We start from the raw sequence: 24,424 nt of genomic DNA on the forward strand, positions 1-24,424 counted from the left end.
AAGCCCGCCGGGTCCGTCGCGGTACCCGCCGGCGCCGGGAGGGGATGACCGCCATGCCCCCTCGCCCCCTTGAGATATGCATCGTCGGTGCCGGACCGCGAGGCCTGTCGGTGCTGGAGAGACTCTGCGCCAACGAGCGTGCCGCGCCCGCGCATTCGGCCGTCACCGTACGTTTGGTGGACCCGTATCCGGCCGGGGCCGGCTCGGTCTGGCGCACCGATCAGTCGCCCGACCTGCTGATGAACACCGTGGCCTCGCAGATCACGCTCTACACGGACCTGAGCTGCCGGATCGACGGCCCGGTCGAGCCGGGGCCGACGCTCTACGAGTGGGCCCGGACCGTCGCGGAGGCGGGCCGCGGCGGTGACCACGACCAGCGGACCCTCGACGCGGTGAGCGGGCTCGGCCCCGACTCGTACCCCACGCGGGCCCTGTACGGGCAGTACCTGAAGGCCGCGTACCGGCGAGTGGTCGCCCGCGCTCCCGAACACGTCACCGTCGAGACGCACCGCTCCCGCGCGGTCGCCCTCTTCGACAGCCGGGGAAGTGCGGCCGGATCGCAGAGCGTCAGGCTGGAGGACGGCAGCCGCATCGACGGCCTGGACGTGGTCGTCCTGGCGCAGGGCCATGTGCCGACGCGCCCGACGCCCCGCGAGGAGCTCACCGGTCTCCTGGCCCGGGGCCACCGCCTGGCCTACTTCACCCCGGCGAACCCGGCCGACCTGGACCTCAGCTCGATCGAGGCCGGTGAGAACGTCCTGCTGCGCGGGCTCGGCCTCAACTTCTTCGATCTGATGGCCCTGTTGACGGCAGGCCGGGGCGGCAGCTTCGTACGGACAGGGGACCGGCTGGTCTACCGGCCCAGCGGCCGGGAGCCGCGGCTGTACGCGAGTTCGCGACGCGGAATTCCCCATCACGCACGCGGGGAGAACGAGAAGGGCGCCTTCGGCCGTTACATTCCACGGCTCCTGACGGCCGAGCACATCGACAAAATCCGCCAAAGTGCCGATGGCCGCAGGCAATTCGGCTTCATTACCGATCTCTGGCCGCTGATCGCGCGTGAGGTGGAGAGCGTCTACTACGGGACGCTTCTCAGCTCCCGGGGGCGGGATGCGGAGCGGGAGGAGTTCGTCGCCTGTTATCTGGCCGATGCGTCCGAATTGCTGCCCGGTCTGCTCGACAGATACGGGATCGCCGGCGCCGACCGCTGGAACTGGCAGCGTCTCGCCCACCCCTACCTGGGAGTTGAGTTCGCCGACCGCGACGCCTTCCGGCGCTGGCTGCTCGACCACCTGGCCGAGGACGTCCGACAGGCCCGGGCGGGAAACCTCAGCAATCCGCTCAAGGCCGCCCTTGACGTGCTGCGCGACCTGCGCAACGAGATCAGGCTCGCCGTCGATCACGGCGGCCTGAACGGGGACTCCCACCAGGTGGAACTGGACGCCTGGTACACCCCGCTCAACGCCTTCCTCTCGATCGGCCCGCCCATCTCGCGCATCGAGGAGATGGCGGCACTGATCGAAGCCGGTGTGCTCGAACTCACCGGTCCTGACACCTGCGTTCGGATCGACGCCGAGCAGTCGGCCTTCGTGGCCACCTCCTCGCTCATACCCGGCGCGCCCGTATCGGCCCGGGTGCTGATCGAGGCCCGGCTGCCCGAGCCGGACCTGCGCCGCACGGCCGATCCCCTGCTGCTGCACCTGCTGACCACCGGCCAGGCGACGCCCCACCGCATCGCGTCCGAAGCGGGCCGGAGCTACGAGACCGGCGGCCTGGCCGTAACCGAGCGCCCCTACCGCCTGCTCGACGCCCAACAGGCCGCCCACCCGCGCCGGTTCGCCTACGGTGTCCCCACCGAGGGGGTGCACTGGGTGACCGCGGCCGGCACCCGGCCCGGGGTGGACTCGATGACACTCGCCGACGCCGACTCCATCGCCCGAGCCGTACTCGCCACCACCCCCGGACATCAGGCCCGGGATCCCGAGCGGTCGGCGACGGCCCGTCTTGCAGAGGTGATCGTATGAACACGCACGTTGACTCCGGACTGCTCTCGCCGGTCCGGGCCGGAACGCCGGCGGAGTCGGCGGTGGAGGACGGCGCCTGGCTCCAGGCCATGCTCGACGCCGAGGCGGCCCTGGCCCGGGCCCAGGCCCGCATCGGTACGCTCCCCGGTCCGGCGGCCGAGGCGATCACCCGCTCCGCCAGGGCCGAGCGCTTCGACGTCCGGGAGATCGCCCTGGCCTCGCGGGAGACGGCCAACCCGGTGGTCGGCCTGGTCGCGGCGCTCACCCGGGCGGTCGCGGCCGAAGAGCCGACAGCGGCCGAATACGTACACCGCGGCTCGACGAGCCAGGACATCTTCGACACCGGCGCGATGCTGGTCGCCCAGCGGGCACTGCGCATCATCCGGGGCGACCTGGCCCGGACCGCCGCGGCCTTCGCCGAGCTGGCCGTGCGGCACCGGGACACCGTGATGGCCGGGCGCACCCTCGCTCTCCAGGCCGTCCCCACCACCTTCGGCCTCAAGGCGGCGGGCTGGCGTCAGCTGGTCCTGGACGCGGAACAGAGGATCACCCAGGTCCTGGACGGCGGCCTGCCCGTGTCGCTGGGCGGCGCGGCCGGGACCCTTGCCGGGTACCTCGAGTACGCACGCCTTGACGGTGCGCAATCCACCGACCCCGGGCAGTACCTGGACCGGCTGGTCGAGGCCTTCGCGTCCGAGACGGGACTGGCCCGGCCCGTACTGCCCTGGCACACCCTGCGCACGCCCATGGCGGACCTGGCGGCGGCTCTGGCGTTCACGGCGGGGGCCCTTGGCAAGATCGCGATCGATGTGCAGTCGCTGACCAGGACCGAGGTCGCCGAAGTGGCCGAGCCGTTCGTGGCCGGACGCGGCGGTTCCTCCGCGATGCCGCACAAGCGCAACCCCGTACTCGCCACCCTGATCCGCAGCGCCGCCCTCCAAGTGCCCGCCCTGGCCTCGGCGTTGACCCAGTGCATGCTCTCCGAGGACGAGCGCTCCGGCGGGGCCTGGCATGCGGAGTGGCAGCTGCTGCGCGAGTGCCTGCGGCTCACGGGCGGCGCCGCCCACACGGCGGTCGAGCTCGCCGAAGGGCTTGAGGTCCGGCCGGAGCAGATGCTCGCCAACCTTGGGCTGACGGGTAGTCAGATCGTGTCGGAGCGCATCGTGGCCGTACTCGCCCCCAAGCTCGGCAAGGTGGTGGCCAAGCGGATCCTCGGCGAGGCCTCGGCGCTCGCCCAGCGGACCGGCCGTCCGCTGGCCGAGGTGCTGGCCGGGACCCCCGAGCTGACCGGCCTGATCGGAGACGAGGAGCTCGGAGCCCTCTGCGACCCGACGGCGTACACGGGCCTGGCGGGCGTGCTCGTCGACCGGGCGGTCGACCGCTGATCGAAGACCGTCGCGTGAGGGACCGCGGACCCCGTCTCCCGCACGCGAGACGGGGGAGGACCCAGGGGTGACGGGAACCGGCCGGGAGAAGGTGGGGCGGGGAGTGTGTGGGGGACACATATCGGGGTAGCAGGCCAGACCTGGGCATGTGTGGAACGGGGATGGCGGTGTGGATCAGATGGTGTGCAATGACGCGGTCCGGCGCGTGACGGCGGACCGGCCGATATGGTCGGCGGCTACATTCGGTGGCGACGAGCCCATCGCGGAGGCCCGTGATGTCGCGCGTCGCTTTCTGGCCGAGGTCCAGTCGGTCCACGGGATCCCGGTGTCATCACGTGTGATGGGCACCGTCCAGCTGGTGGTGAGCGAGCTGGTGACCAACGCCTACAAGTACGCTCCCGGGCCCTGCCTGCTCGACCTTCAGGTGAGCGACGGCGCCGTCGAGGTCAGCGTCTGGGACAGCGAGTCCACGCTTCCCATGGCACGCCCGACGGACCCGGGCCGGGTCGGCCAGCACGGTCTGGAGATCGTGATGGGCGTCTGCCGCAGCTTCGAGGTCAGCCGCGAGCCGGTGGGCAAACGCGTCACGACCCGCATCGCCCTGTCCGACGACCTCATGTGAATCCCGCCCCGCCGGGGATGCGCGGCCGCGCGGCACGCGCTCCGGCACCGCCGCAGGAGATGGCAGACCGACTTTTCAACTCCTGCGGGGGAGCGGCCTGGCGGACCGTGACGACGGGGGTCTTGTGTGCCGTACGCTGCATGGGTCAGCTCTGACGCGAATATATGAATACCGAAGGAGCGCCTGAATGGTGAAGCGAGACAGCGCTGTGGACCTGGTGGGAATCCTGTCGGTAGATGACAAGGACCTGGCCTCGTCGTGGGTTCGCGAGGTGTCGGGGACGCTGGGCAGTCGCGTGGGCAAGGCCGAGCTCGACCGTGAGCTGCGCGAGTTGTACGACGCGCTCGTGGAGGCATTGCGACAGGGTGCGACCGATGTTCACTCCGAGCAGATGTCGGAGGTTCGCGCACTGCTGACCGAACTGTCGCGCAACAGGGCGCGGCAGGGCTTCTCGCCGAGCGAGACGGCCATCAGCGTCTTCGCGCTCAAGCGAGTTCTCGAACCGCTCCTCGAGGACGGCAGCGCCGAAGTGGTGCGTGCCTATCTTCAGCTGGGGCGCATTCTCGACGGCTTGGGTCTGTTCACCGTCGAGACCTACACGCAGACGCGCGACGAGCTCATCACCGCCCAGGCGGAGCAGCTTCTGGAACTGTCGACGCCGGTGGTCCGGCTGTGGGACGGGGTCATCGCCGTGCCGCTGGTCGGCACGCTGGACTCGGCGCGCACCCAGGTGGTCATGGAGAAGCTCCTCCAGGCCCTCGTGGACACCGGTTCCGAGCAGGCCATCATCGACATCACCGGTGTCCCCGCGGTGGACACCCAGGTCGCCCAGCACCTGCTCAAGACGATCGTCGCCGCCCGTCTGATGGGTGCCGAGTGCACGGTGTCCGGCATCAGCCCGCAGATCGCGCAGACCATCGTTGCCCTGGGCATTGAGTTCGACGGCATCGTGACGAAGGCGAGCCTCGCGGACGCCCTGAAGCTGGCCCTGCGCCGGTCCGGTGTCGACACGATCTCCCACCAGAGCGTGCAGCGATGAGCGAGCGCATTCCGATCCTCCGGATCGGGAACACGCTGATCGTTTCCGTGCAGTTCGACCTGGAGGACCAGACGGTTCTGAACCTCCAGGAGGACCTGGCGGACCAGATCGTCGCGCGGTCGGCCACGGGCGTCATCATCGACATCGGGGCGCTGGAGATCGTCGACTCGTTCGTGGGCCGGATGCTGGCCACGGTGGCCTCCATCTCGCGTGTGCTCGACGCCGAGACGGTGGTCGTGGGCATGCGTCCGGCCGTGGCCATCACCCTCGTCGAGCTCGGCCTCTCGCTCGGCGGGGTCAGCACGGCACTGGACTTGGAGAAGGGGCTGGCGAAGCTGAACCGGTCCGCCAGTTCGGGCTTGCAGTGAAAGCGCCTTGGACGGCGGGGGAGGAGCCGGGGGTCTACCCGATCGCACGCAGTGGCGATCTCGTGCACATCCGCCAAGCCATCCGGGCGCTGTCCCAGGAGTGCCGTCTGTCGCTGGTCGACCAGACGAAGATGATCACCGCGGCGAGCGAGCTCGCGCGCAACACCCTCATCTACGGCGGCGGGGGCACGGTCAAGGCCGGCACCGTCAGCCGAGGTGGCAAGCGGGGCGTCGCCGCCATATTCGAGGACTCCGGTCCCGGTATCCCCGATGTCGAGCAGGCCATGACGGACGGCTGGACTTCGGGCGGCGGGCTGGGGCTCGGGCTGAGCGGCGCCCGCCGTCTGGTCGACGACTTCGATCTGAACACCGCGCCCGGCGAAGGCACGGTCGTGACCATCATCAAGTGGGTCCGATGACTACTACGACGGTTCTGGCCAGCGAGGACGTGGCGTGGTTCCGTGACGGCGCGTCGCTCGCGGCCGCCGCTCGCGGGGCGGCCGCCGCGCTGGCCCGCCGGGTCGGTCTGAGCACCCACCGCGCGGCCGAGGTCGCCCTCGCCGTCACCGAGGCAGCCACCAACGTCCACCGCCACGCGGTGGACGGGGCGCTGCTGCTGCGCGTGGTGCGCGAGGCCGGCGAGGCCGGCGTCGAGTTCCTCACCGTCGACTCGGGGCCCGGGATGACGGACGTGCCCGCCTCCCTCGCCGACGGGGCGTCCAGCGCGGGCACCCTGGGCATCGGCCTCGGCGCGGTCGCCCGCCTCGCGGACCACTTCGACCTGCACTCCATCCCGGGCCGCGGCACGGTCATGGCGGCCCAGTTCTGGCCGCGTTCCCTGGACGGCAGGGCGGCCGTGGCCTCGCCCGGATCCTCCTTCGCCGCCGGGGTCACCAGGCCCATCAGCGGGGAGAGCGTGTGCGGGGACGCATGGGCGGTGCGCGGCGTCGACCAGGGCGCCGGGCGGCCCGTCATCCTGGCCATGCTGTGTGACGGCCTGGGGCACGGGCCCCTCGCCGCACGTGCCAGCGAGGCCGCGGTCAAAGCCTTCGAGACCACGTCCGAGTCGAGCCCGGAAGGAGTCCTCGGCGCCATACACCGAGCACTCCAGGGCACCCGTGGCGGCGCCGTCGCCGTGGCCCGGATCGAGCCCGACGCGGGCCGGTTGCTGTACTGCGGCATCGGCAATGTCAGCGGCTTCCTCGTCGGCGACGACGGCCGCAAGGCGCTCCTCTCGGCCCCCGGAATCGTCGGCGCGCACATGCGGCGCCTGCGAACCTTCGAGGAGGCGCTGCCCGAACGCGGCGCCCTGGTCATGCACTCCGACGGGCTGACCGAACGCTGGGACCACACGGCGCTGCCCGGTCTCCTGCACCACACTCCGCTCGTCATGGCCGGCCAGTTGCTCCGCGAAGCGGCGGTACGGCGCGACGACGCCAGTGTGGTTGTCGTCAAGGGGGCCTGGTGACCGGCGGAAAGCGGAGCGGACATGGCAGCCGACGCGTTTGAACGCGGCCGTCGCACCGGGGTGCTCCACGGCGGCGGTGTGTCGGCAGGCGCGTTGGCGTCCTTCGCTCTGGCCTCGGCGCAGGACGTCTTCGGCCTGCGCCGAAGCGCCCAACAGGCCGCGGCAGCACTGGCGTTGGACGGCCAGGACCAGGTCCGGCTCGCCACCGCGCTGAGTGAGCTCGGCCGGGACCGCCTCGCCTGCAAGGGCCTGGAGGTCTCGTTCAGCCTCGACCAGTCGGCTCAACAGGGCTTCCTCGTCGTCACGTTCACCTGGCGCGAAGGGCCGCCGCCCGGCCAGGACACGCTCGCCCTGGCCGGCAAGCTCGTGCGCGTCGACCACGACGCGGATGCCGCGCCCCGCCGCATCGTCATCACCCAGCCGCTCCCCTCCAACGGCGCGAGCGGCGCCGAGCAGCGCGGCCGGCTGACCCGGGTGCTCCAGACAGGCGTCCGCTCCACCGAGGCCGACGACCTGCGTGCCCAGACCCGCGACCTGATCGCCGCACTGGAGGAGACCCGCGCCCAGCGGGAAGAACTGCACCGGCTCAACGAAGAGCTGGAGGAGACCAACCGCGGTGTCCTCGCGCTGTACTCCGAGCTGACGCAGGAGCTCGAAACCACCAACAGTGGTGTGCTGGCGCTGCATTCGGAGCTGGAGGACAAGCGTCACCAGCTGCAGGAGGCCAGCGAGGCCAAGACGCGGTTCTGGACGAACATCAGCCATGAACTGCGCACGCCCGTCAACTCGGTCGTCGCGCTGTCGACACTGCTGCTGGCCCCCAGCTCGCCCCAGCTCAGCGACGAGCAGCGCGAGCAGGTCGAGCTCATCGCGTCCAGCGGGCACATCCTTTTGTCGCTGGTCAGCGATCTGCTGGATGTCGCGAAGGCCGAGGCGGGCCATCTGGAGGTCCACCCGGAACCGGTGGACCTGCGGCTGCTCATCGGCCATCTCAGCAGCCTGATCCTGAGCAGCCACGGCCACGACGACGTCACCCTGGTCCTGCCCGACCTCGAACGGCTGCCTGCCCTGGTGACCGACGAGACGCTGCTCGTCCGCATCCTGCGCAACCTGCTGACCAACGCCCTGAAGTTCACCGAGCGGGGCGAGGTGCGCCTCGACGTTGCCGATGACCCCGAACCCGCCGGCCGCTCGGTGCTGTTCACCATCACCGACACGGGAGTCGGCATCCCGGGCGACGAACTCGAGCGGGTCTTCGAGGCGTTCTACCAGGTCAGAGGACCGCACCAGAGCGGGCGGCCCGGCACCGGCCTCGGCCTCCCCTACGCCCGCACCCTCGCCGAACTGCTCGGCGGCGCCCTCACGCTCACCAGCACCGTCGGCGTCGGCACCTGCGTCCGCCTGCGCCTGCCGGACCTCAGCCAGGCGAACCTCCCGCACCCGGAAACCAAAGGGGCAGGCCAATGATCGACAAAGCCCCCGACCTTCGACCCGCCACCGTTCTGGTCATCGACGACAACGAGACCAACCGCTACATCCTCACCCGATGGCTGCAGCGCGCGGGCCACACCGTCCTGACGGCCGGCACGGGCGAACACGGGCTGGCCCTGCTCAACGTCGCGTCCGCGGAACTCCCGGACATCGCGATCGTCGACGTCCGGCTCCCCGACATGAGCGGCTTCGAGGTCAGCGAACGCGTCAAGACGGATCCGCTGACGGCCCATGTGCCCGTCATCCAGATATCCGCCGCCGCCATCAGCCCGGACGATCACGCGGAGGGCCTGCGCAGGGGAGCCGACGCCTATCTCGACCAGCCCATCGACCCCGGTGAGCTCCTCGCCACCGTCACCGCGACGCTGCGCTACGCCCGCGCCCGCCAGCGCGCCGAACTGCTCGCGCAACGCCTCATCGCGCTCAACAGGGCGACGCTCGACGTCTACAGCGCGGTCGGCTTCCACTCGTTCGCCTCGGCGGCCACCGGCGGCGCGGCCACCGTCCTGACGTGCCCCGCCAGCGCGGTGTTCCTCTCGCCCCAGGCGCAGGCCGTGCACAGCATGATCGGCGGCCCCCAGCAGCCACTGCGCGTACAGCCCGCCCACCCGGACCTGATCGAGCAACTGTCGGCCCACGGCCTGAACCAGGGCACCGGGGTGACCATCGTGCGCATCCCGCAAGGGCAGTGGCGCGCCCTGCTGCCCGGCGACCACCTGTCCGGAGACGTCGCCCTCGCGCTGTCCCGCACCAAGCGCGGCCGCCCGCCGATCTGTCTGGCCGTCCCCGCCGAAGCATTGCGGAGCGCCGACGACGAGCAGCTCTTCCAGCAACTGGCCAACGCCAGCGCCCTCGCCCTCGAAGCCCTGCGCACCTACAACGAGGAACACGCGCTGGGCCTCGCCCTGCAGCGCTCGTTCCTCCCCAAGGAACTGCCGACCGTTCCGGGCGTCGACCTGGCCTTCCGCTACCTCCCCGCCTCCGAACACGCCGAAATCGGCGGGGACTTCTACGAAGCGGTCCAGACCGTCAACGGTCTGCTGCTCGCCATCGGCGACGTGGTCGGGCACTCGGTGACCGCCGCGACCGTCATGGGCGAGGTACGCCACGCCCTGCGCGCCTACGCCATCGAGGGCCACTCGCCGCACCGCATCCTGGAGCGCCTCGAAATACTCCTCGGCCACTCCCAGCCCGGCATCACCGTGACCCTGTGCCTGGTCCTGGTGACCCCCGACGAGCGCCGCCTGCACATCGCCAACGCGGGCCACATTCCCCCGCTGGTGATCGACCCCGAGACCGGCCCGCGCTACCACACGCCGCACGGCCCCCTCCTCGGTCTCGGCCTCTCCCACCCACCGCCCACCGTCCTGCCCGCCCCGCCCGGCACGCGCCTGCTCATGGTGACGGACGGCCTCGTGGAGGTGCGCAACGCCGACCTCGACGACACCCTCGCCGAATTCCGCGACGCGGTGGCGAGGGGCCCCGAGGACCTGGAGGAGATGTGCGATGTGCTGCTCGCGCGCTTCGGCCAGAACAAGGACGACGACATCGCCCTGATCACGGCGCTCTTCACCTGAGCGGGGTCTGAGGCGGAGCCGGCACGCCCGGATCACCTCAAGTCCCCTTACCGTTTGGTGAGTTGAGGTGCGCGGCGCGATCGTGCCGGTCGACGCGACGCCGGGTCCGACCGCGTTCACGGTGATCCCTCACCGGCCCGGAGGGGCCCCTCATGGCATCGCCCGCCTTGTCGCGCCTTGGGCCAATCAATGGCCGGGCTGGGCCTAACTGGGCTCGGTGGAAACGGTGTTGGCGTCATCGCCATTGCCGCGATGCCCGTGGGCCAGTAATCTGACCGCGTCACATCCCTCTCGCAGGAGGCCCTTGTTGAGTTCTGAACTGCACAGATGGCAGCCGCTGGCCCCACGGGGGACCTAGCAAGCCATCGCCGCCGGGACACTCACTCAGGTGAGCTGTGTCCGGAGGCCGGCAGGTTCAGCAAAACTCAATGGAGGTGCCGAGTGGCAACCAACTCGACCCAGGCCGCGTGCAATCACCGTGCTCTTGAGGTCATGACCCTTCTCCTGGGCTCCACGGTCGTGGGCCTGCTCGCCGGCGTCATGCTGGTGGTCCTTGGAATGGCTCCGCTGACCGCGATCGGCTCGGGCGCGGCCGCGTTCGTCGGTACGTTCACGCTCGGACTCTCGGCGATCTCCTACGTCAAGAAGCAGAGTTAGTGCTGTGCGGGGGCGGCCGTGAGGTCGCCCCCGGCCACGTCTTCTATCTGACGACTCGTCATGCAGCCTCCCGGTGAGTCGCGTTGAGCTCTTCCGCGCCGCTCAGCTCGTCAGCCCCCCGTCAGGCCAGCGCGCCCCCGCGCAGTACCAGGAGGGCGACGTCGAGCAGCGCCAACAGCAGGGCGGCCACGAACGGCAGGCGGCTGTGTGGGCCGGAGGGTGGGGGCAGGGTGATGGCCACGGCCAGTGCGCCGGTCGCCGCGAGGCCGGACCATTCCGGGGGGCCGACCGGCGTCGACGGGCCGAAGACCAGGACGGCCGAGGCCGCCAGGAGCGGGATGGCCGCCATGAGGCGAGCCCGGCGTGCGCCCAGGCGCTGGGGCAGTCCCCGTACGCCGGTGGTGAGGTCGTCCTCGATGTCCGGCAGGACGTTGGCGGCGTGCGCGCCGACGCCGAGCAGCGCCCCGGCCGCCATGGCCCAGCCGGGGGGCCAGGGGTGGGTGGGCAGCCCGAGCGTGACGAAGGCGGGCAGCAGGCCGAATGCGGCGGCGTACGGCAACCAGGACAGCGGAGTGCGCTTGACGCCGAGGTTGTAGGCCCAGGCCAGCGCCACCCCGGCCAGGTGGACGGCCCCGGCGGACAGCCCGTTCACCAGCGACAGCGGGACGCACAGCGCAAGGGCGCAGAGCGCGGCCGTCGCTACCGTGCGCGGTGTCACCGCTCCGGTGACCAGCGGTTTGTCGCGCCTGCCGGTGGCGATGTCGCGGCGCAGGTCGGCGCGGTCGTTGCACCAGCCGACCGACAGCTGTCCGGTGAGGACGGCCGACGCGGTCAGGGCGGTGCCGCCCGTGTCGCGCCCGGCGGTGGCCGCGAGGACGGCCGCCACCACGGTGACGGTGAGCGAGGGTCCCAGGTGGGAGGCCGCCAGCAGCCCGATGAGGCGCCCACCCGAGGCGGTGCGCGGCTGTGCGGCAGGGGCCGCGGTGGTGTCCACGCCCCGAGCATAGGTGCCGCCCGACCTGCCGGATATCAACCAATTCATGACTGCTGATCAGTTCGCACTTATTGTGGCCGAATGACCCAAATCGCTGCTGTCCACGGGGTGCTCCCACCCCATCGGTACCAGCAGTCCGAGATCACCGAGGCGGTCGCGGCGATGTGCCTGCCGCCCGGCGCGGACCGCAGCGTACTGAGGCGTCTGCACGCCGGCGCCGCAGTAGCCGGCCGCCACCTGGCCCTGCCGCTCGAGCGGTACGCCGGGCTGAACGGATTCGGGGAAGCCAACGACCTCTTCATCGAGACGGCCCTCGGGCTCGGTGAGCAGGCGATGGTCGCCGCCCTGTCGGAGGCCGGGCTCGCGCCGGAGGACGTGGACCTGGTGATCTCCACCTCCGTCACCGGGCTCGCCGTACCGTCGATCGAGGCGCGGCTGGCCGGGCGGATCGGGCTGCGGACGGACGTGAAGCGCGTCCCCGTCTTCGGTCTCGGCTGTGTCGCCGGCGCCGCCGGTCTGGCAAGGCTGCACGACTATCTGGAGGGCAGACCCGGCCAAGTCGCCGTTCTGCTCTCCGTCGAACTCTGTTCCCTGACCCTCCAGCGCCGGGACGACTCCGTCCGGGGCATGGTGGCCGGCGCGCTCTTCGGAGACGGGGCCGCCGCGGTGGTGGCCGTGGGCAGCGACCATCCGCGCGCTCGCGAGCAGGCGGGACCGCGGGTCGTGGCCACGCGAAGCCGCCTGTATCCGGGCACCGAGGACGCGCTGGGCTGGGACATCGGCGACAGCGGTTTCACCGTGGTGCTCGGCGCCGAACTGCCCGAGCTGGTGCGGCTCCACCTCGGCGAAGAGGTGCGCTCGTTCCTCGCCGAGCACGACCTCAAGCCCCCGGACGTCACCGGATGGGTCTGCCACCCCGGCGGCCCCAAGGTGCTGGACGCGCTTCGCGAGACCCTCGCGCTGGACGCCCGCGCGCTCGACCTGACCTGGCGTTCCCTGGCCGAGGTCGGCAATCTCTCCTCCGCCTCGGTCCTGCACATCCTGCGGGACACGCTCGCGCTGCGTCCGCCGCCGCCGGGCACCGCAGGCCTGGTGCTCGCACTGGGGCCGGGCCTCTGCTCCGAACTCGTCCTGCTCCGCTGGTAGGCCCGGATGAACCCGTACACCCTTCTGATCCTGCTGGTGGCCGTCGAGCGGCTCGCGGAACTCGTCGTCGCGCGCCGCAACATGACGTGGAGCCTCGCGCGCGGCGGCGTCGAATACGGCCGGGGCCACTATCCGACCATGGTCCTGCTGCACACCGGGCTCCTCCTCGGCTGCCTCGCCGAGACCCAGCTCGCCCCCCGCGCCTTCGTGCCGGCCCTCGGCTGGCCGATGCTCGCGCTGGCGCTCGGGGCCCAAGTACTGCGGTGGTGGTGCATCACCACTCTGGGGCCGCGCTGGAACACCCGGGTCGTCGTCGTGCCCGGCCTGCCACTCGTCACCACCGGCCCCTACCGTCTGCTCAGGCACCCCAACTACGTCGCCGTCGTCGTCGAAGGCGTGGCCCTGCCCCTGGTCCACTCCGCGTGGCTCACCGCTGTCGCCTTCACCCTGCTCAACCTCCCGCTGCTCGCCACCCGGCTGCGCTGCGAGACGCTCGCCCTCCAGCGCTGTGTCCCGGAACCGGTGTGATCGACCTGCTGGTCGCCGGCGGCGGGCCCGCCGGGCTCGCCACCGCGATCCACGCCGCCTCGGCCGGCCTCGACGTGGTGGTCGCCGAGCCCCGCACCGCCCCGGTCGACAAAGCGTGCGGCGAAGGCCTGATGCCGGGCGCCGTCCGGGCCCTGCGCGAACTGGGCGTCACGCTGCCCGGCCGGCCCATCCACGGCATCCGCTACCTCGACGGCGACCGCCTGGCCGAAGCCAGATTCCGGGCCGGGCCGGGGCGGGGCGTACGGCGCACAGAGCTGCACGGTGCGCTGTCCCGCCGGGCGGCGGATCTGGGCGTGCCCGTCCTTCCCCTCAGGGTCGGCCCGGTCGGCCAGGACGCGCGCGGAGTCACCGCCGCCGGACTCACGGCCCGCTACCTCGTCGCCGCCGACGGTCTGCACTCGCCCATCCGACGGCAGCTGGGACTGGAACGCCCCGACACCCGGCCGCCCCGCTACGGACTGCGCCGGCACTTCGCGGTGGCGCCCTGGACCGACTGCGTCGAGGTCCACTGGGCACCCCGGTCCGAGGCCTATGTCACCCCGCTGGCACCCGATCTGGTCGGCGTGGCCATCCTGACCAGTCAACGGGCGCCCTTCGACGAGCAGTTGACCGCCTTCCCGGCCCTGGCCCGGCTCCTCCACGCCCACGCCTCGACGCCGGTGCGCGGCGCGGGACCACTGCGCCGGCGTGTGCGCGCCCGCGTCGAGGGGCGCATCCTGTTGGTCGGCGACGCGGCCGGCTACATCGACGCGCTCACCGGCGAGGGCATCTCCCTCGCGCTGGCCGGCGCGGCCCACCTCGTGCGCTGCGTACGCGCCGATCGGCCCCAGGACTACGAACAGGCCTGGCACCGCGCCTCCCGGCGCTACCGGCTCCTCACCGACGGACTGCTCCGCGTCCGCTCCAACCCACGTCTGGCCCCCCGCATCGTGCCCCTGGCCACCCGCCTGCCCGCGCTCTTCTCCCACCTGGTCAACCAGCTGGCGTGAGCGTGGCTCGACGGGGCGTGCAAGGCCCCGCGCAGCCGTGACGAGGGAGCTCCCGGCAGGGCGATGGCTCCCCTCTTTGAGGCTGTGCCCACTCCACGTGTCGTAGTCACCGCGCAGCGCGTTTGGGTAACGAGTCCGACAGGGCTGGCGCAGTAATTCAGGGGAAGACGATCAACGTCATGCCAACGCCCCGTCTGGAAGGTGAGCCGCCCGAACCACTGCGTCCCTGCCCACCCGCCGTTCAGGCTTCCCGGAACGGCGGTCTCTGAGATTGCGACAACTCTGTGTCCCGACGATCGTTGCGCACGGCCCCCACGCCGCCGCTCGACCCCGCTTACTCCACTGCTACCCGGCCGGGCCACGAGCCACCGCCGCGGGCATCCGAGGCATCGGGGGCATCCGCGACAAACGCGCCGCCCCTGAACGAGCGGGAGGTCGCCCTGATACGTGCGGGCCTCGCGGTGGTCGAACCGCAGGCCGGCGAGGTGACGGTGTACTTCTACGCCATCCTCTTCGCCCGCTACCCCGAGGTCCGCTCACTCTTCCCCGCCGACATGGACGTCCAGCGCGACCGTCTGCTTCGGGGTCTGCTGCGCATCATCGAGCTGGCCGACGACCCGGAGAACCTGGTCCGGTTCTGCTCTCTGCTGGGGCGTGACCACCGCAAGTTCGGAGCCCTGGAGGCGCATTATCCGGCGGTCGGGGAGTGCTTGCTCGCGGCACTGGCGCGGTATGCGGGCCCCGGCTGGACGCCGGAGATGGCCGCCGCCTGGGCCAAGGCGTACAACACCGCCGCCAGCGTGATGGTCCTCGCGGCCGAGGAGGACAGCCGTGTGCGCCCCGCAACGTGGAAGGCGCAGATCGTCGGCCATCTGGCCCGTGGCAACGGCATCGCGGAGATCACCGTGCGTCCAGAACTCCCCTACGCCTATGTCGCGGGCCAGTACGTCAGCATGGAGACGCCATGGAGACCCTTGGCGTGGCGCCATTACTCCGTGGCCAACGCCCCCCGGCCCGACAACACCCTCACCTTCCACGTCCGCGCCGTACCCGGCGGAGTGGTCAGCAACTCTCTGGTGTACCGCGCCGCCGTCGGCGACATCGTCCAACTCGGGCCGCCGCAGGGCGCCATGGCCCTGGGAGCCGCCGAGGACCGCGACCTGGTGTGCGTGGCCGGCGGCACCGGGCTCGCCCCCATCCGCGCCATCCTGGAACAGGCCGCGTACACCGGCATACGACGGTACGTCGACCTCTTCATAGGCGCCCGCACGGCGGACGAGCTGTACGGCCTCGACGACATGCTCCGCATGGCCCAGCGGCATCACTGGCTGTCGGTCCGCGCGGCCGTCTCCCACCAGCGCATCGTGGGCAGGGAAGGGACCCTGCCGCAGGTGCTGCGCGAATTCGGGCCCTGGGACCAGCACGAGGCGTTCCTCTGCGGGCCGCCCGACATGGTCGTCTCCGCCGCCCACAACCTCATGCGCGGTGGCGTCCCGCCGACCCGGATCCACCACGACCCGCTCGACGTTCCCGTCCTCAACACCCCCCTCGCCCCCACGCGCCACCCCGAGGAGAACCCAGCACCGTGACCAGCCCCCACTCCCTTCCCTCCCCGGGCGAACGTGCCCTCCAGGCCCACCTCGGCACCTCGGAGCGCGCGGACTCCTTCTACTCGCGCCAGGTGCACCCCGTGCTGACCCCGCCGATGCGGGAGTTCCTCGGGCGCCAGTCCATGGTGTTCCTCTCCACCGCCGACGCGCGCGGCCGCTGCGACTCCAGCTTCAGAGCCGGGCCACCGGGCTTCGTCACGGCCCTCGACGAGAGCACCCTGATCTACCCCGAATACCGGGGCAACGGCGTCATGGCCAGCGCCGGAAACATCGCGGAGAACCCCCATGTCGGGCTGCTGTTCATGGACTTCACCCATCACCACATAGGACTGCACGTCAACGGGACCGCCGGATTGCTGGCCCCCGCCGACCCGCGCATCGCCCACGCCCACATCCCCGTCGACGCCGCCCCCGGACGACAGCCCGAACTGTGGGTCCACATCACGGTGCACGAGGCCTACGTCCACTGCTCGAAACACATCCCGCACCTGGAGCCCGCCTCGCGCCCCCGGCGTGCCCAGGCAGAGCAACGCCCCAAGGACAGCGACTACTTCATCGCCCCGGCCCCCGTTCCGGACCTGCTGTCCGCGGGCGGCCAGAACAGCCACACGGCGTACGACCCCCGCGCGCGGCGATGACGCGCCCGTCGGCTCGCACGGGAACCCCGGAGCGTCCCCGGTCGTGCTCCTCATGGGACCCGCTGTCCCGGGCCGTCACCGCATTGGGCACACTTTGCTCTTTATGGTGCTTTACGAACTATCAGAGGATGGCTGACGCATGATCACGCTGACGAAGGAAACCGGGCCGGCGGACCTGAACGGGGTCACTCACCTCTCCCTCGGTGTGTCCTGGGACCCCACGGCCGGCAGCAGCGGCGGGGTGGTCGGTCTGCTCCGCCGCAAGACGGGTACCGACCTGGACCTGATCGCCATCGCCATGCAGGGCGGGGACCCGGTGCGGCTGGCCGGTCTCGACTCGTTGGACCCGATGGGCAACGGTTCCCTCGTGCACAGCGGTGACAACCAGACCGGTCGCGGAGACGGCGACGACGAGACCGTCACGGTCGAGTTCGCGCGCGTGCCCGCCAACATAACGTCGATCGTGTTCGTCGCCGCCGCCTTCAAGAAGGGCAGCTCGTTCCAGAAGGCCCGCAACATCAGCTTCAAGGTCTACGACGCGACCGGCGGCAGCGCGCAGCAGGTCGCCGACATCTGGCCCAGCCTCCTGACGCAGGACAACGGCTGCGCCGTGGCCAAGGCCACGCGGGACGGGGCCTCCTGGAAGCTCGAAGTGATCAATGTGACGGGCAAGATCAAGCAGGGCGACGAGCACGCGCTGATGCGTTTCGCCATCAGCAAGTAGCCCACCGGCGGGCGGCCCAGCAGGTGGCGCGCCGGTGAGCGGCCCGGCCCGGGTACCGAAGCAGTGCCCGGGCCCCGCGGATGTGTGCTGCCGGGGCCGGAAAGGGGCCCCGCTCCGGGTGACTCGTACGCGTCAGACGACTTCGTTGAGCCTGCCGTCGGCGACGTCGAAGACGAACCCGCGAATCGCGTCCTTGTGCAGGATGAACGGGTCGGCCTTGATGCGGGCGACGGACTGCCGGACATCGGTCGCGAGGTCGGTGAAGGCCTCCGCTGCCCAGGGCGGCCGGATTCCCGTCTGCTGTTGGACCTCGTCCTTGAAGCCGTCGTCGGTGAAGGTGAGCATCCCGCAGTCGGTGTGGTGGATGAGGATGATCTCGGTGGTGCCGAGCAGCCGCTGGCTGATGGCGAGGGAGCGGATCTCGTCCTGAGTCACGACGCCGCCCGCGTTGCGAATGACGTGGGCCTCACCTTCCCGCAGGCCGAGGAGGGCGTAGACGTTGAGCCGTGCGTCCATGCAGGCCAGGACGGCGAGGTGTTGGGCGGGCGGCAGGGGGAGCGGGCCGACGAAGGATTTCGCGTACAGGGCGTTGTTGGCCAACAGCTCATCGGTCACAGACATGTGTCCTCAGTTCTGGTGCGTCGTCCGGAGTGGGGTCCTGCGGCGCGCACGGCACGGCCACGAGCGGATCCGGCGCGTACGGGGTGCGCGAAGTGGCTCGGCGCGGGGCGCTCAGCGACAGAACAGGTCGTACAAGTAGACGCGGCGGGACGGCCAGAAGGCTTCCAGTGCGCGGGTGACGGCGGACACGCCTCCAGTGAACCCCTGTCGAACCCGGCTGACAAGGAGACACTTGTTCGGCCCGCTCGGGCGAGGAGTTGCACGGAGCAAGCCGAGGGAGAGCCGTTCATGACCACGTTCCCCACCGCGCGAAACGTCCGAACCACCCCGGAGGGCCTCGTGTGGGAGCCCGGCGAACGCTGGGTCCGCGGCCGCAAGGGCGAGGTCACCGTCGTCGACAGGAGGCACCCCGTCCTCGTGTGGGAGCCGGACGTGCCCGTCCCGCTGTACGCCTTCCCCCGCGACGAGGTCTGCCAGGACCTGCTCCGGCCGGCGAAGAACCCGCCGACGGGTACGCACACGGGCTCGCGGATCTTCTACGACCTCGTAGCCGATGGGGAGTTGAGCGAGAACGCGGCTTGGACGTTCCCCGCGGACGACCTCTCCGGTCACATCGCCTTCGAGTGGTTCAGCCGCGTCGGCCGCGGCCTCGACCGCTGGTACGAGGAGGAGGAAGAGATCTTCATCCACCCCCGCGACCCGCACAAGCGCGTGGACGCGCTGGCGAGCAGCAGGCATGTGACGGTCGAGATCGACGGCACGGTCGTGGCCGACACCCACCGCCCGGTGCTGCTCTTCGAGACCGGGCTTCCCACGCGCTACTACATCCCGCGCGAGGACGTCCGCCTGGACCTGTTCAAACCGACCGACCACAGCACCGGATGCCCGTACAAGGGCACCGCCGCGTACTGGTCGTGGAGCGGCGGGGCCGAGGTGCCGCCGAACGTCGTCTGGACGTACCCGCGCCCGCTGCCCGCCGTGGGCGCGATTCGGGACCTCCTCGCCTTCTACAACGAGGCCGTCGACATCACCGTGGACGGCGACCGCCTCGACCGGCCCACCACGGTGTTCAGCGCGCACACGGCGGCCGGCCGGACGCTCCCGAGGCCGCCGACGCCATCGGCGTCATGACCCGTCCGCCCCGACCGCGCCTCGTGCCGGATCGGGCACAGCCTTGAGCGCGTTCCGGAAGGCGGGCAGCTGGCCGAGCCGCCGTACGTAGTCCCCGAGCCGGGGGGACGCGCTCTCCAGCTCGGCCCGGTCGAGATGGACGAGCGCCACCCACAGGTCCACGTCCGAAGCCGTCAACTCCTCGCCCAGCGCATGAGGACGCCGCGCGAGGCGGCGGTCCAGCAAGGCCAGCGCCGCCCGCCGCGCCGAGGGAGGCGCGGCAGGAGTGACGACGCGGTCGAGGAGGGTGCGCAGGGCCTCGATGTCCCCGACCAGGTGCGGCGGCCGGAGGATGAGGGGCCCGGCGCTCTCACCGGCGAGGGGGCCCGCGAGGTCGCGGAGGATGTCGGGTGTGTGGTTGCTGACGATCCGTCCGCTCCAGCGGTCGCGCAGCGCGGGCGCCGTCAGGGGGCCGTCGTAGTGGTACCCGGTGGTCTCGTAGGCGCGGCGCAGCGCGGCGTAACCGTCGGGGGTCGCGGTGGGGGAGACCAGGAGCGTCGTGGCCACCGTGTCGCGCAGACCGAGCAGGTCGAGGGTGATCGCGATGCGCATCGAACGGGGACAACTCCCGCACAGGAAAAGGTCGTAGCGCCGTGGTGCGGGATAGAAGCCGCCGGCCGCGCCGGCGCCGATGCGGCTGCGGAAGCGCCGTGGGTGCGCGGCCGCCGCCACGGTCCGGGGGCGCGAGCCCTGAGCGGGCGCCGACGGCTGACAGCCGGTGGAGGCGGCCGTGCGGGAACTGCGGGAAACGGTCTCGGGCATGACTCTCCCTGGGAATGAGACGCCACTGCGGCCATGAGCGCACCAGCGGCTGGATGCGGGGCGGCTGCGCTGGTCGGGGACGGTCCGGATCGCGCGGACCGGTCCCGGATCAGTAGGCGCTGGAGACGCGCTGAAGATCGATGTGCAGGCGCCTGGTCAAGCCGCTCCTCGGCATGTCCACCCGCCTCATCCTCGGGGCTCGCGGGACGCGAGACCACGCTTGCCCCGCCGTGCAGGCGGGACCCGGTCGTCACCCGGGGCACCCCGTCGCGGTGGAAGGGTTGCCTGTCAGCGGGCCGGGGCCGATGACCACGGAGCGGGGCGGACCCGCCGGGTGGACGCTGACAATCGTGACCGTCCTCGCCAGTCTGGGCGGGCTTCGCGAAGCCGTCAAGAAGGCCGACAGGGGGTCTCAACTGGTGGCCCGTACATTGACATTCCCTTCGGCGCCTGCCTACCTTTCGCGAACGACGTGATGCCCTCGAAGTGCTGCGCTCGGACGCGGAGCAACGGGTCGGCGGACACAAACGGGCCCGGAGAAGTGACGGTGACAGTGATGCGCGCAGCTGATGGGACGGCCGCTCGGCCCCATCCCGGCCGCATCCCGCTGTGCACGGACCGCTGCGTCGACCTGCTGCGCGTCAGCAGCGCGCTGTGTACGGACATGGGCAGCGCCCCCAGCCGAGGCTGACCTTTCCTCGAATCCCTGACGCCGGCCGCTGTCGCGGTGCGGCTGCCCGCGCTTGACGACCCCCTCGCCCACGGACGTCCACACGTCACCGCCGGGGTACTCGCCGCGTCCCGGCACAGATCCCGTCGCGATCCCGATAACGGAGACCCGCACCGCCATGTCCACCAGCGTGTACCCCGCCCCGCCGTCGGGAGCCGACTCCCTCCTGACGGAACCTCATGTCCTGGACAACGCCGCCTGGGCAGCACTGACGGGCCCCCAGGCCCACTTCGCCGAGCGCCACGGCCGGGCCGCCCGTTTCCCCGCGGACGTCTCGCCCTTCACCGCACTGGAAGACCCCGACGACGTCCTCGCCTGGGACGACCTGGCCCTGCTCGTCGGACCCGATGCCGTCACTCCGGTCACGGCCGCCCTGACCGTGCCGGACGGCTGGCACATCGAGCAGAGCGGCGAAGGCGTCCAGATGGTGGCCACGGCGCTGCGCGACGAGCCCGCCCCCGACGCCGTGCGGCTGGGCCCCGCCGACGTACCCGAGATCCTCGAACTGATCGCCCTGACCAAGCCCGGCCCCTTCCTGCCCAGGACCGTGGAGCTCGGCACCTATCTGGGGCTCCGGGAGGGCGGACGGCTGATCGCGCTCGCCGGGGAGCGGCTGCGGCCGCCCGGCTGGACCGAGATCAGCGCCGTCTGCACCCACCCGGACCACCGCGGCCGGGGACTGGCGACCCGGCTCGTCCGCGCTGTCGCGAGGGGCATCAGGGAACGCGGCGAAACCCCGTTCCTCCACGCGGCCGCGAACAACACCAACGCCATCCGGCTCTACGAGTCGATCGGCTTCACCCTGCGCCGCCATACCCGGTTCACACTCGTCCGCACCCCGGGACGGCCGTCGGACCCGCGCCTCGACGACGGACAACATCGGCCCGAACTCCGGGAAGAAAAGGCGTAGTTGTGCTGTTGGACCTGCTGAAGGCCGTGCGGCGCCCAGCTGGGGCGCCGTCGGTGCGAGGCCGGCGAGGGGCCCGGGCACACCGGGGGGAAGGGGCGGTGAGCCAGGTGCGTACGTCGTCCCGCCGCCCTGCCTCCCCGAAGCCGGCCCCGCGTCGTCTGTACCTGTACTCCCGGCACCACATCGACCTGCTGCGCGTAGCCGGCGCGCTCTGTCGCCCCTGACGTTCCCTTGTGGCCGCGCCCTCGCACGGGCGGGCATCCTCGTACGGATCTTCAGGAAGGCGTCACTGCCGTGACCTCAACACCCTCTCCCCTCCACCTCGCCGTCGCCCTCGACGGCACCGGCTGGCATCCGGCGTCCTGGCGGGAGCCGGTTGCCCGGCCCGGGGAACTGCTCACCGCCGGGTACTGGGCCGACCTCGTGGCGGAGGCCGAGACCGGACTGCTCGACCTCGTGACCATCGAAGACGGTCTCGGACCGCAGTCGTCGCGGCTCACCGAGCCCGACGACCGTACGGACCAGGTGCGGGGCCGCCTGGACGCCGTCCTCATCGCCGCCCGCATCGCGCCACTGACCCGGCACATAGGTGTCGTCCCTACCGTGGTGACCACACACACCGAGCCGTTCCACATCTCCAAGGCGATCGCCACGCTCGACTACGTGAGTACGGGCCGGGCGGGCGTACGCGTGCAGATCGGACCGCGCCCCAACGAGGCGGCGCACTTCGGACGCCGGACCGTTCCGTCGCTGCCCGCCGGGGGCTACAACACCCCCGCTGGGCAGGAAGCGGTGCGCACGCACTTCGAAGAGGCGGCCGACTACGTGGAGGTGGTGCGCAGGCTCTGGGACAGCTGGGAGGACGACGCGGAGATCCGCGACGCGGCCACCGGGCGTTTCATCGACCGCGAGAAGCTGCACTACATCGACTTCGAGGGCGAGCACTTCAGTGTGAAGGGCCCATCGATCACCCCGCGTCCGCCGCAGGGGCAGCCCGTCGTCACCGCGCTCGCCCACGCGACCGTCCCGTACCGCCTCGTGGCCAGGGCCGCCGACATCGGTTACGTCACCCCGCACGACAGCGACCAGGCCCGCGCGATCGTGGCGGAGATCCGCGCCGAGCAGGCCGTGGCGGGACGCGCGGACGAGACCGTGCACGTCTTCGGCGACCTGGTGGTCTTCCTCGACGAGGACGCCGCCGAGGCCACCGCACGCCGGGAACGGCTCGACGCCCTCGCGGGCGAACCGTACACCAGCGACGCCCGCGTCTTCACCGGCACGCCCTCCCAACTCGCCGATCTGCTGCTTGAGTTGCGGCAGGCGGGCCTCTCCGGGTTCCGGCTGCGCCCGGCCGTCGTCGGCCACGACCTCTCCGCGATCACCCGAGGCCTGGTCCCCGAACTCCAGCGCCGCGGCGCCTTCCGCAGCGCCTACGAGGCCGACACCCTGCGCGGACTGCTCGGACTCGCCCGTCCCGCCAACCGCTACGCCACCACCGCCTGAGCCGGACGGAGACCGCACGACATGAGCAAGCCCCTGAAGCAGATCCATCTGGCCGCCCACTTCCCCGGCGTCAACAACACCACCGTGTGGAGCGATCCGGCGGCCGGCAGCCACATCGAGTTCAGCTCCTTCGCGCACTTCGCGCGGACCGCGGAACGCGCCAAGTTCGACTTCCTGTTCCTCGCCGAAGGGCTCCGGCTGCGCGAACAGGGCGGAAAGATATACGACTTGGACGTGGTGGGCCGCCCCGACACGTTCACCGTCCTGGCCGCGCTGGCCGCCGTCACCGACCGGCTCGGCCTCACCGGCACCATCAACTCCACCTTCAACGAGCCCTACGAGGTGGCCCGCCAGTTCGCCAGCCTCGATCACCTCTCCGGCGGCCGCGCGGCGTGGAACGTGGTCACGTCCTGGGATGCCTTCACCGGGGAGAACTTCCGCCGCGGCGGCTTCCTGCCGCAACAGGAGCGCTACTCACGGGCCAGGGAGTTCCTGGAGACCGCCAACGAGCTCTTCGACTCCTGGCGCGGGGACGAGATCCTCGCCGACCGGTCCACCGGCACGTTCCTGAGCGACGCGAAGGCAGGCTCCTTCGTCCACACGGGCCAACACTTCGACATCCAGGGCCAGTTCAACGTGCCGCGCTCCCCGCAGGGCCGCCCGGTGATCTTCCAGGCGGGCGACTCCGAGGAGGGGCGCGAGTTCGCCGCGTCGAGCGCCGACGCCATTTTCAGCCGGTACGCCACGCTGAAGGAGGGCCAGGCCTTCTATACCGACGTCAAGGGACGCCTGCCCCGCTACGGCCGGGACCGCGACCAGCTGCTGATCCTGCCCGCCGCGAGTTTCGTCCTGGGCGACACCGACGCCGAGGCCGAGGAGATCGCACGCGATGTGCGCCGTCAGCAGGTGAGCGGGGCCACCGCGATCAAGCACCTGGAGTTCGTGTGGAATCGCGACCTGTCCGCGTACGACCCGGAAGGCCCGCTCCCGGACGTCGACCCCGACCTCGGTGAGCACACCGTCGCCCGGGGACGTGCCCAAGTCCGCATGTACCGGGACCCGTTGGCCACCGCCCGCGAATGGCGCGAGCTCGCCGAGGCCAACAAGTGGTCGATCAGGGACCTGGTCATCGAGACCGGCAACCGGCAGACCTTCGTCGGCTCGGCCGCCACCGTGGCGCGGACCATCGACGACTTCGTGCAGGCGGACGTCAGCGACGGCTTCATCCTCGTCCCGCACATCACACCCGGCGGCCTCGACACCTTCGCCGACCAGGTCGTCCCCCTGCTCCAGGAGCGGGGCGTGTACCGCACGGAGTACGAGGGCACCACACTGCGCGACCACCTCGGCCTGGCCCACCCGGACGACCGGCGGCACGACGTCCGTTCGGCGTCCTGACATGCCTCCCGGAACCGCCCGAGGCCCGGCTTCCCCGGCAGCCGGACCC

General features: G+C 71.3%; 25 protein-coding genes and 1 riboswitch. Of the genes, 21 read left to right on the forward strand and 4 right to left on the reverse strand.

Annotated features, from left to right (window positions below):
* Window positions 1–53 precede the first annotated feature (53 nt).
* From ACFYZA_RS15610 to ACFYZA_RS15655, 10 genes are all read left to right on the forward strand, one after another.
* On the forward strand, window positions 54–2,024 hold the full coding sequence (locus ACFYZA_RS15610; RefSeq protein WP_388490770.1) for an FAD/NAD(P)-binding protein: 1,971 nt from the start codon (window positions 54–56) through the stop codon (window positions 2,022–2,024).
* A complete protein-coding gene (gene pcaB / locus ACFYZA_RS15615) occupies window positions 2,021–3,409 on the forward strand; it encodes a 3-carboxy-cis,cis-muconate cycloisomerase (protein ID WP_388490772.1) in 1,389 nt (462 codons plus the stop codon). The genes ACFYZA_RS15610 and pcaB overlap by 4 nt, the downstream gene beginning before the upstream one ends.
* Before the next feature lie 178 nt (window positions 3,410–3,587).
* Window positions 3,588–4,031: an ATP-binding protein gene (locus ACFYZA_RS15620; RefSeq protein ID WP_382585686.1), complete on the forward strand. Its 444-nt coding sequence runs from the start codon at window positions 3,588–3,590 to the stop codon at window positions 4,029–4,031.
* A gap of 187 nt (window positions 4,032–4,218) precedes the next feature.
* Window positions 4,219–5,070: an STAS domain-containing protein gene (locus tag ACFYZA_RS15625; protein ID WP_388490774.1), complete on the forward strand. Its 852-nt coding sequence runs from the start codon at window positions 4,219–4,221 to the stop codon at window positions 5,068–5,070.
* Window positions 5,067–5,438 (forward strand): STAS domain-containing protein, encoded by a 372-nt coding sequence (locus ACFYZA_RS15630; RefSeq protein ID WP_382585169.1) that lies wholly within the window; start codon window positions 5,067–5,069, stop codon window positions 5,436–5,438. The genes ACFYZA_RS15625 and ACFYZA_RS15630 overlap by 4 nt, the downstream gene beginning before the upstream one ends.
* Window positions 5,435–5,857 carry an anti-sigma regulatory factor gene (locus tag ACFYZA_RS15635; RefSeq protein ID WP_382585172.1) on the forward strand — a complete coding sequence of 141 codons (423 nt, stop codon included), beginning with the start codon at window positions 5,435–5,437 and terminating at the stop codon, window positions 5,855–5,857. Before ACFYZA_RS15630 ends, ACFYZA_RS15635 begins: the two co-directional genes overlap by 4 nt.
* On the forward strand, window positions 5,845–6,906 hold the full coding sequence (locus tag ACFYZA_RS15640) for an ATP-binding SpoIIE family protein phosphatase (RefSeq protein WP_382585175.1): 1,062 nt from the start codon (window positions 5,845–5,847) through the stop codon (window positions 6,904–6,906). The genes ACFYZA_RS15635 and ACFYZA_RS15640 overlap by 13 nt, the downstream gene beginning before the upstream one ends.
* A gap of 21 nt (window positions 6,907–6,927) precedes the next feature.
* Window positions 6,928–8,373 (forward strand): sensor histidine kinase, encoded by a 1,446-nt coding sequence (locus tag ACFYZA_RS15645; protein ID WP_388490776.1) that lies wholly within the window; start codon window positions 6,928–6,930, stop codon window positions 8,371–8,373.
* Window positions 8,370–9,974, forward strand: coding sequence for a SpoIIE family protein phosphatase (locus ACFYZA_RS15650; RefSeq protein WP_382585182.1), 1,605 nt, complete (start codon window positions 8,370–8,372; stop codon window positions 9,972–9,974). The genes ACFYZA_RS15645 and ACFYZA_RS15650 overlap by 4 nt, the downstream gene beginning before the upstream one ends.
* A 492-nt stretch (window positions 9,975–10,466) precedes the next feature.
* Entirely contained in the window at window positions 10,467–10,631 is a 165-nt protein-coding gene (locus tag ACFYZA_RS15655) for a hypothetical protein (RefSeq protein WP_388490779.1), read from the forward strand.
* Window positions 10,632–10,752: 121 nt separating this feature from the next.
* Here ACFYZA_RS15655 and ACFYZA_RS15660 read toward each other — a convergent pair whose 3' ends face one another.
* Window positions 10,753–11,625 (reverse strand): UbiA family prenyltransferase, encoded by an 873-nt coding sequence (locus ACFYZA_RS15660; RefSeq protein WP_388490781.1) that lies wholly within the window; start codon window positions 11,623–11,625, stop codon window positions 10,753–10,755.
* 81 nt (window positions 11,626–11,706) lie between these two features.
* Between ACFYZA_RS15660 and ACFYZA_RS15665 the strand changes: the two genes are divergently transcribed.
* The 6 genes from ACFYZA_RS15665 (at window position 11,707) to ACFYZA_RS15690 (ending at window position 17,281) form a co-directional block, all read left to right on the forward strand.
* Window positions 11,707–12,771 carry a type III polyketide synthase gene (locus tag ACFYZA_RS15665; RefSeq protein ID WP_388490783.1) on the forward strand — a complete coding sequence of 355 codons (1,065 nt, stop codon included), beginning with the start codon at window positions 11,707–11,709 and terminating at the stop codon, window positions 12,769–12,771.
* Between the two features lie 6 nt (window positions 12,772–12,777).
* Complete coding sequence (locus ACFYZA_RS15670; RefSeq protein WP_382585195.1) at window positions 12,778–13,299, forward strand: isoprenylcysteine carboxyl methyltransferase family protein; 522 nt, start codon at window positions 12,778–12,780, stop codon at window positions 13,297–13,299.
* Window positions 13,296–14,309, forward strand: a complete 1,014-nt coding sequence (locus ACFYZA_RS15675; protein WP_388490785.1) for an NAD(P)/FAD-dependent oxidoreductase — start codon at window positions 13,296–13,298, stop codon at window positions 14,307–14,309. Before ACFYZA_RS15670 ends, ACFYZA_RS15675 begins: the two co-directional genes overlap by 4 nt.
* A 461-nt stretch (window positions 14,310–14,770) precedes the next feature.
* Window positions 14,771–15,898, forward strand: coding sequence for a globin domain-containing protein (locus ACFYZA_RS15680; protein WP_382585201.1), 1,128 nt, complete (start codon window positions 14,771–14,773; stop codon window positions 15,896–15,898).
* Window positions 15,895–16,557, forward strand: coding sequence for a pyridoxamine 5'-phosphate oxidase family protein (locus ACFYZA_RS15685; RefSeq protein WP_382585204.1), 663 nt, complete (start codon window positions 15,895–15,897; stop codon window positions 16,555–16,557). The genes ACFYZA_RS15680 and ACFYZA_RS15685 overlap by 4 nt, the downstream gene beginning before the upstream one ends.
* 139 nt (window positions 16,558–16,696) lie before the next feature.
* Window positions 16,697–17,281 (forward strand): TerD family protein, encoded by a 585-nt coding sequence (locus ACFYZA_RS15690; protein WP_382585207.1) that lies wholly within the window; start codon window positions 16,697–16,699, stop codon window positions 17,279–17,281.
* Window positions 17,282–17,413: 132 nt separating this feature from the next.
* Here the strand turns inward: ACFYZA_RS15690 and ACFYZA_RS15695 are convergent, their stop codons facing one another.
* Window positions 17,414–17,902: a beta-class carbonic anhydrase gene (locus tag ACFYZA_RS15695; RefSeq protein WP_382585210.1), complete on the reverse strand. Its 489-nt coding sequence runs from the start codon at window positions 17,900–17,902 to the stop codon at window positions 17,414–17,416.
* Window positions 17,903–18,190: 288 nt separating this feature from the next.
* Here ACFYZA_RS15695 and ACFYZA_RS15700 point away from each other — a divergent pair, with 288 nt between their 5' ends.
* On the forward strand, window positions 18,191–19,033 hold the full coding sequence (locus ACFYZA_RS15700; RefSeq protein ID WP_388490788.1) for a DUF427 domain-containing protein: 843 nt from the start codon (window positions 18,191–18,193) through the stop codon (window positions 19,031–19,033).
* Here ACFYZA_RS15700 and ACFYZA_RS15705 read toward each other — a convergent pair.
* Window positions 19,028–19,834 carry a glutathione S-transferase C-terminal domain-containing protein gene (locus tag ACFYZA_RS15705; protein WP_388490790.1) on the reverse strand — a complete coding sequence of 269 codons (807 nt, stop codon included), beginning with the start codon at window positions 19,832–19,834 and terminating at the stop codon, window positions 19,028–19,030. The genes ACFYZA_RS15700 and ACFYZA_RS15705 overlap by 6 nt on opposite strands.
* Window positions 19,835–19,943: 109 nt before the next feature.
* On the reverse strand, window positions 19,944–20,024 hold the full coding sequence (locus ACFYZA_RS15710; RefSeq protein ID WP_382585689.1) for a putative leader peptide: 81 nt from the start codon (window positions 20,022–20,024) through the stop codon (window positions 19,944–19,946).
* Window positions 20,025–20,045: 21 nt separating this feature from the next.
* Window positions 20,046–20,190: riboswitch (SAM riboswitch) on the reverse strand.
* Between the two features lie 200 nt (window positions 20,191–20,390).
* On the opposite strand from ACFYZA_RS15710, the gene ACFYZA_RS15715 reads away from it, so the two are divergent.
* The 4 genes from ACFYZA_RS15715 (at window position 20,391) to ACFYZA_RS15730 (ending at window position 24,375) form a co-directional block, all read left to right on the forward strand.
* A complete protein-coding gene (locus ACFYZA_RS15715; protein ID WP_382585220.1) occupies window positions 20,391–20,525 on the forward strand; it encodes a hypothetical protein in 135 nt (44 codons plus the stop codon).
* A 157-nt stretch (window positions 20,526–20,682) separates the two neighbouring features.
* Window positions 20,683–21,474 carry a GNAT family N-acetyltransferase gene (locus ACFYZA_RS15720; protein WP_388490792.1) on the forward strand — a complete coding sequence of 264 codons (792 nt, stop codon included), beginning with the start codon at window positions 20,683–20,685 and terminating at the stop codon, window positions 21,472–21,474.
* A 294-nt stretch (window positions 21,475–21,768) separates the two neighbouring features.
* Window positions 21,769–22,977 carry an LLM class flavin-dependent oxidoreductase gene (locus tag ACFYZA_RS15725; protein ID WP_388490794.1) on the forward strand — a complete coding sequence of 403 codons (1,209 nt, stop codon included), beginning with the start codon at window positions 21,769–21,771 and terminating at the stop codon, window positions 22,975–22,977.
* A gap of 21 nt (window positions 22,978–22,998) precedes the next feature.
* Window positions 22,999–24,375 (forward strand): NtaA/DmoA family FMN-dependent monooxygenase, encoded by a 1,377-nt coding sequence (locus tag ACFYZA_RS15730; RefSeq protein WP_388490795.1) that lies wholly within the window; start codon window positions 22,999–23,001, stop codon window positions 24,373–24,375.
* Window positions 24,376–24,424 lie beyond the last annotated feature (49 nt).

Origin of the sequence: Streptomyces sp. NPDC001828 (genome assembly GCF_042892175.1) — a bacterium.
Taxonomy (GTDB): Bacteria; Actinomycetota; Actinomycetes; order Streptomycetales; family Streptomycetaceae; genus Streptomyces.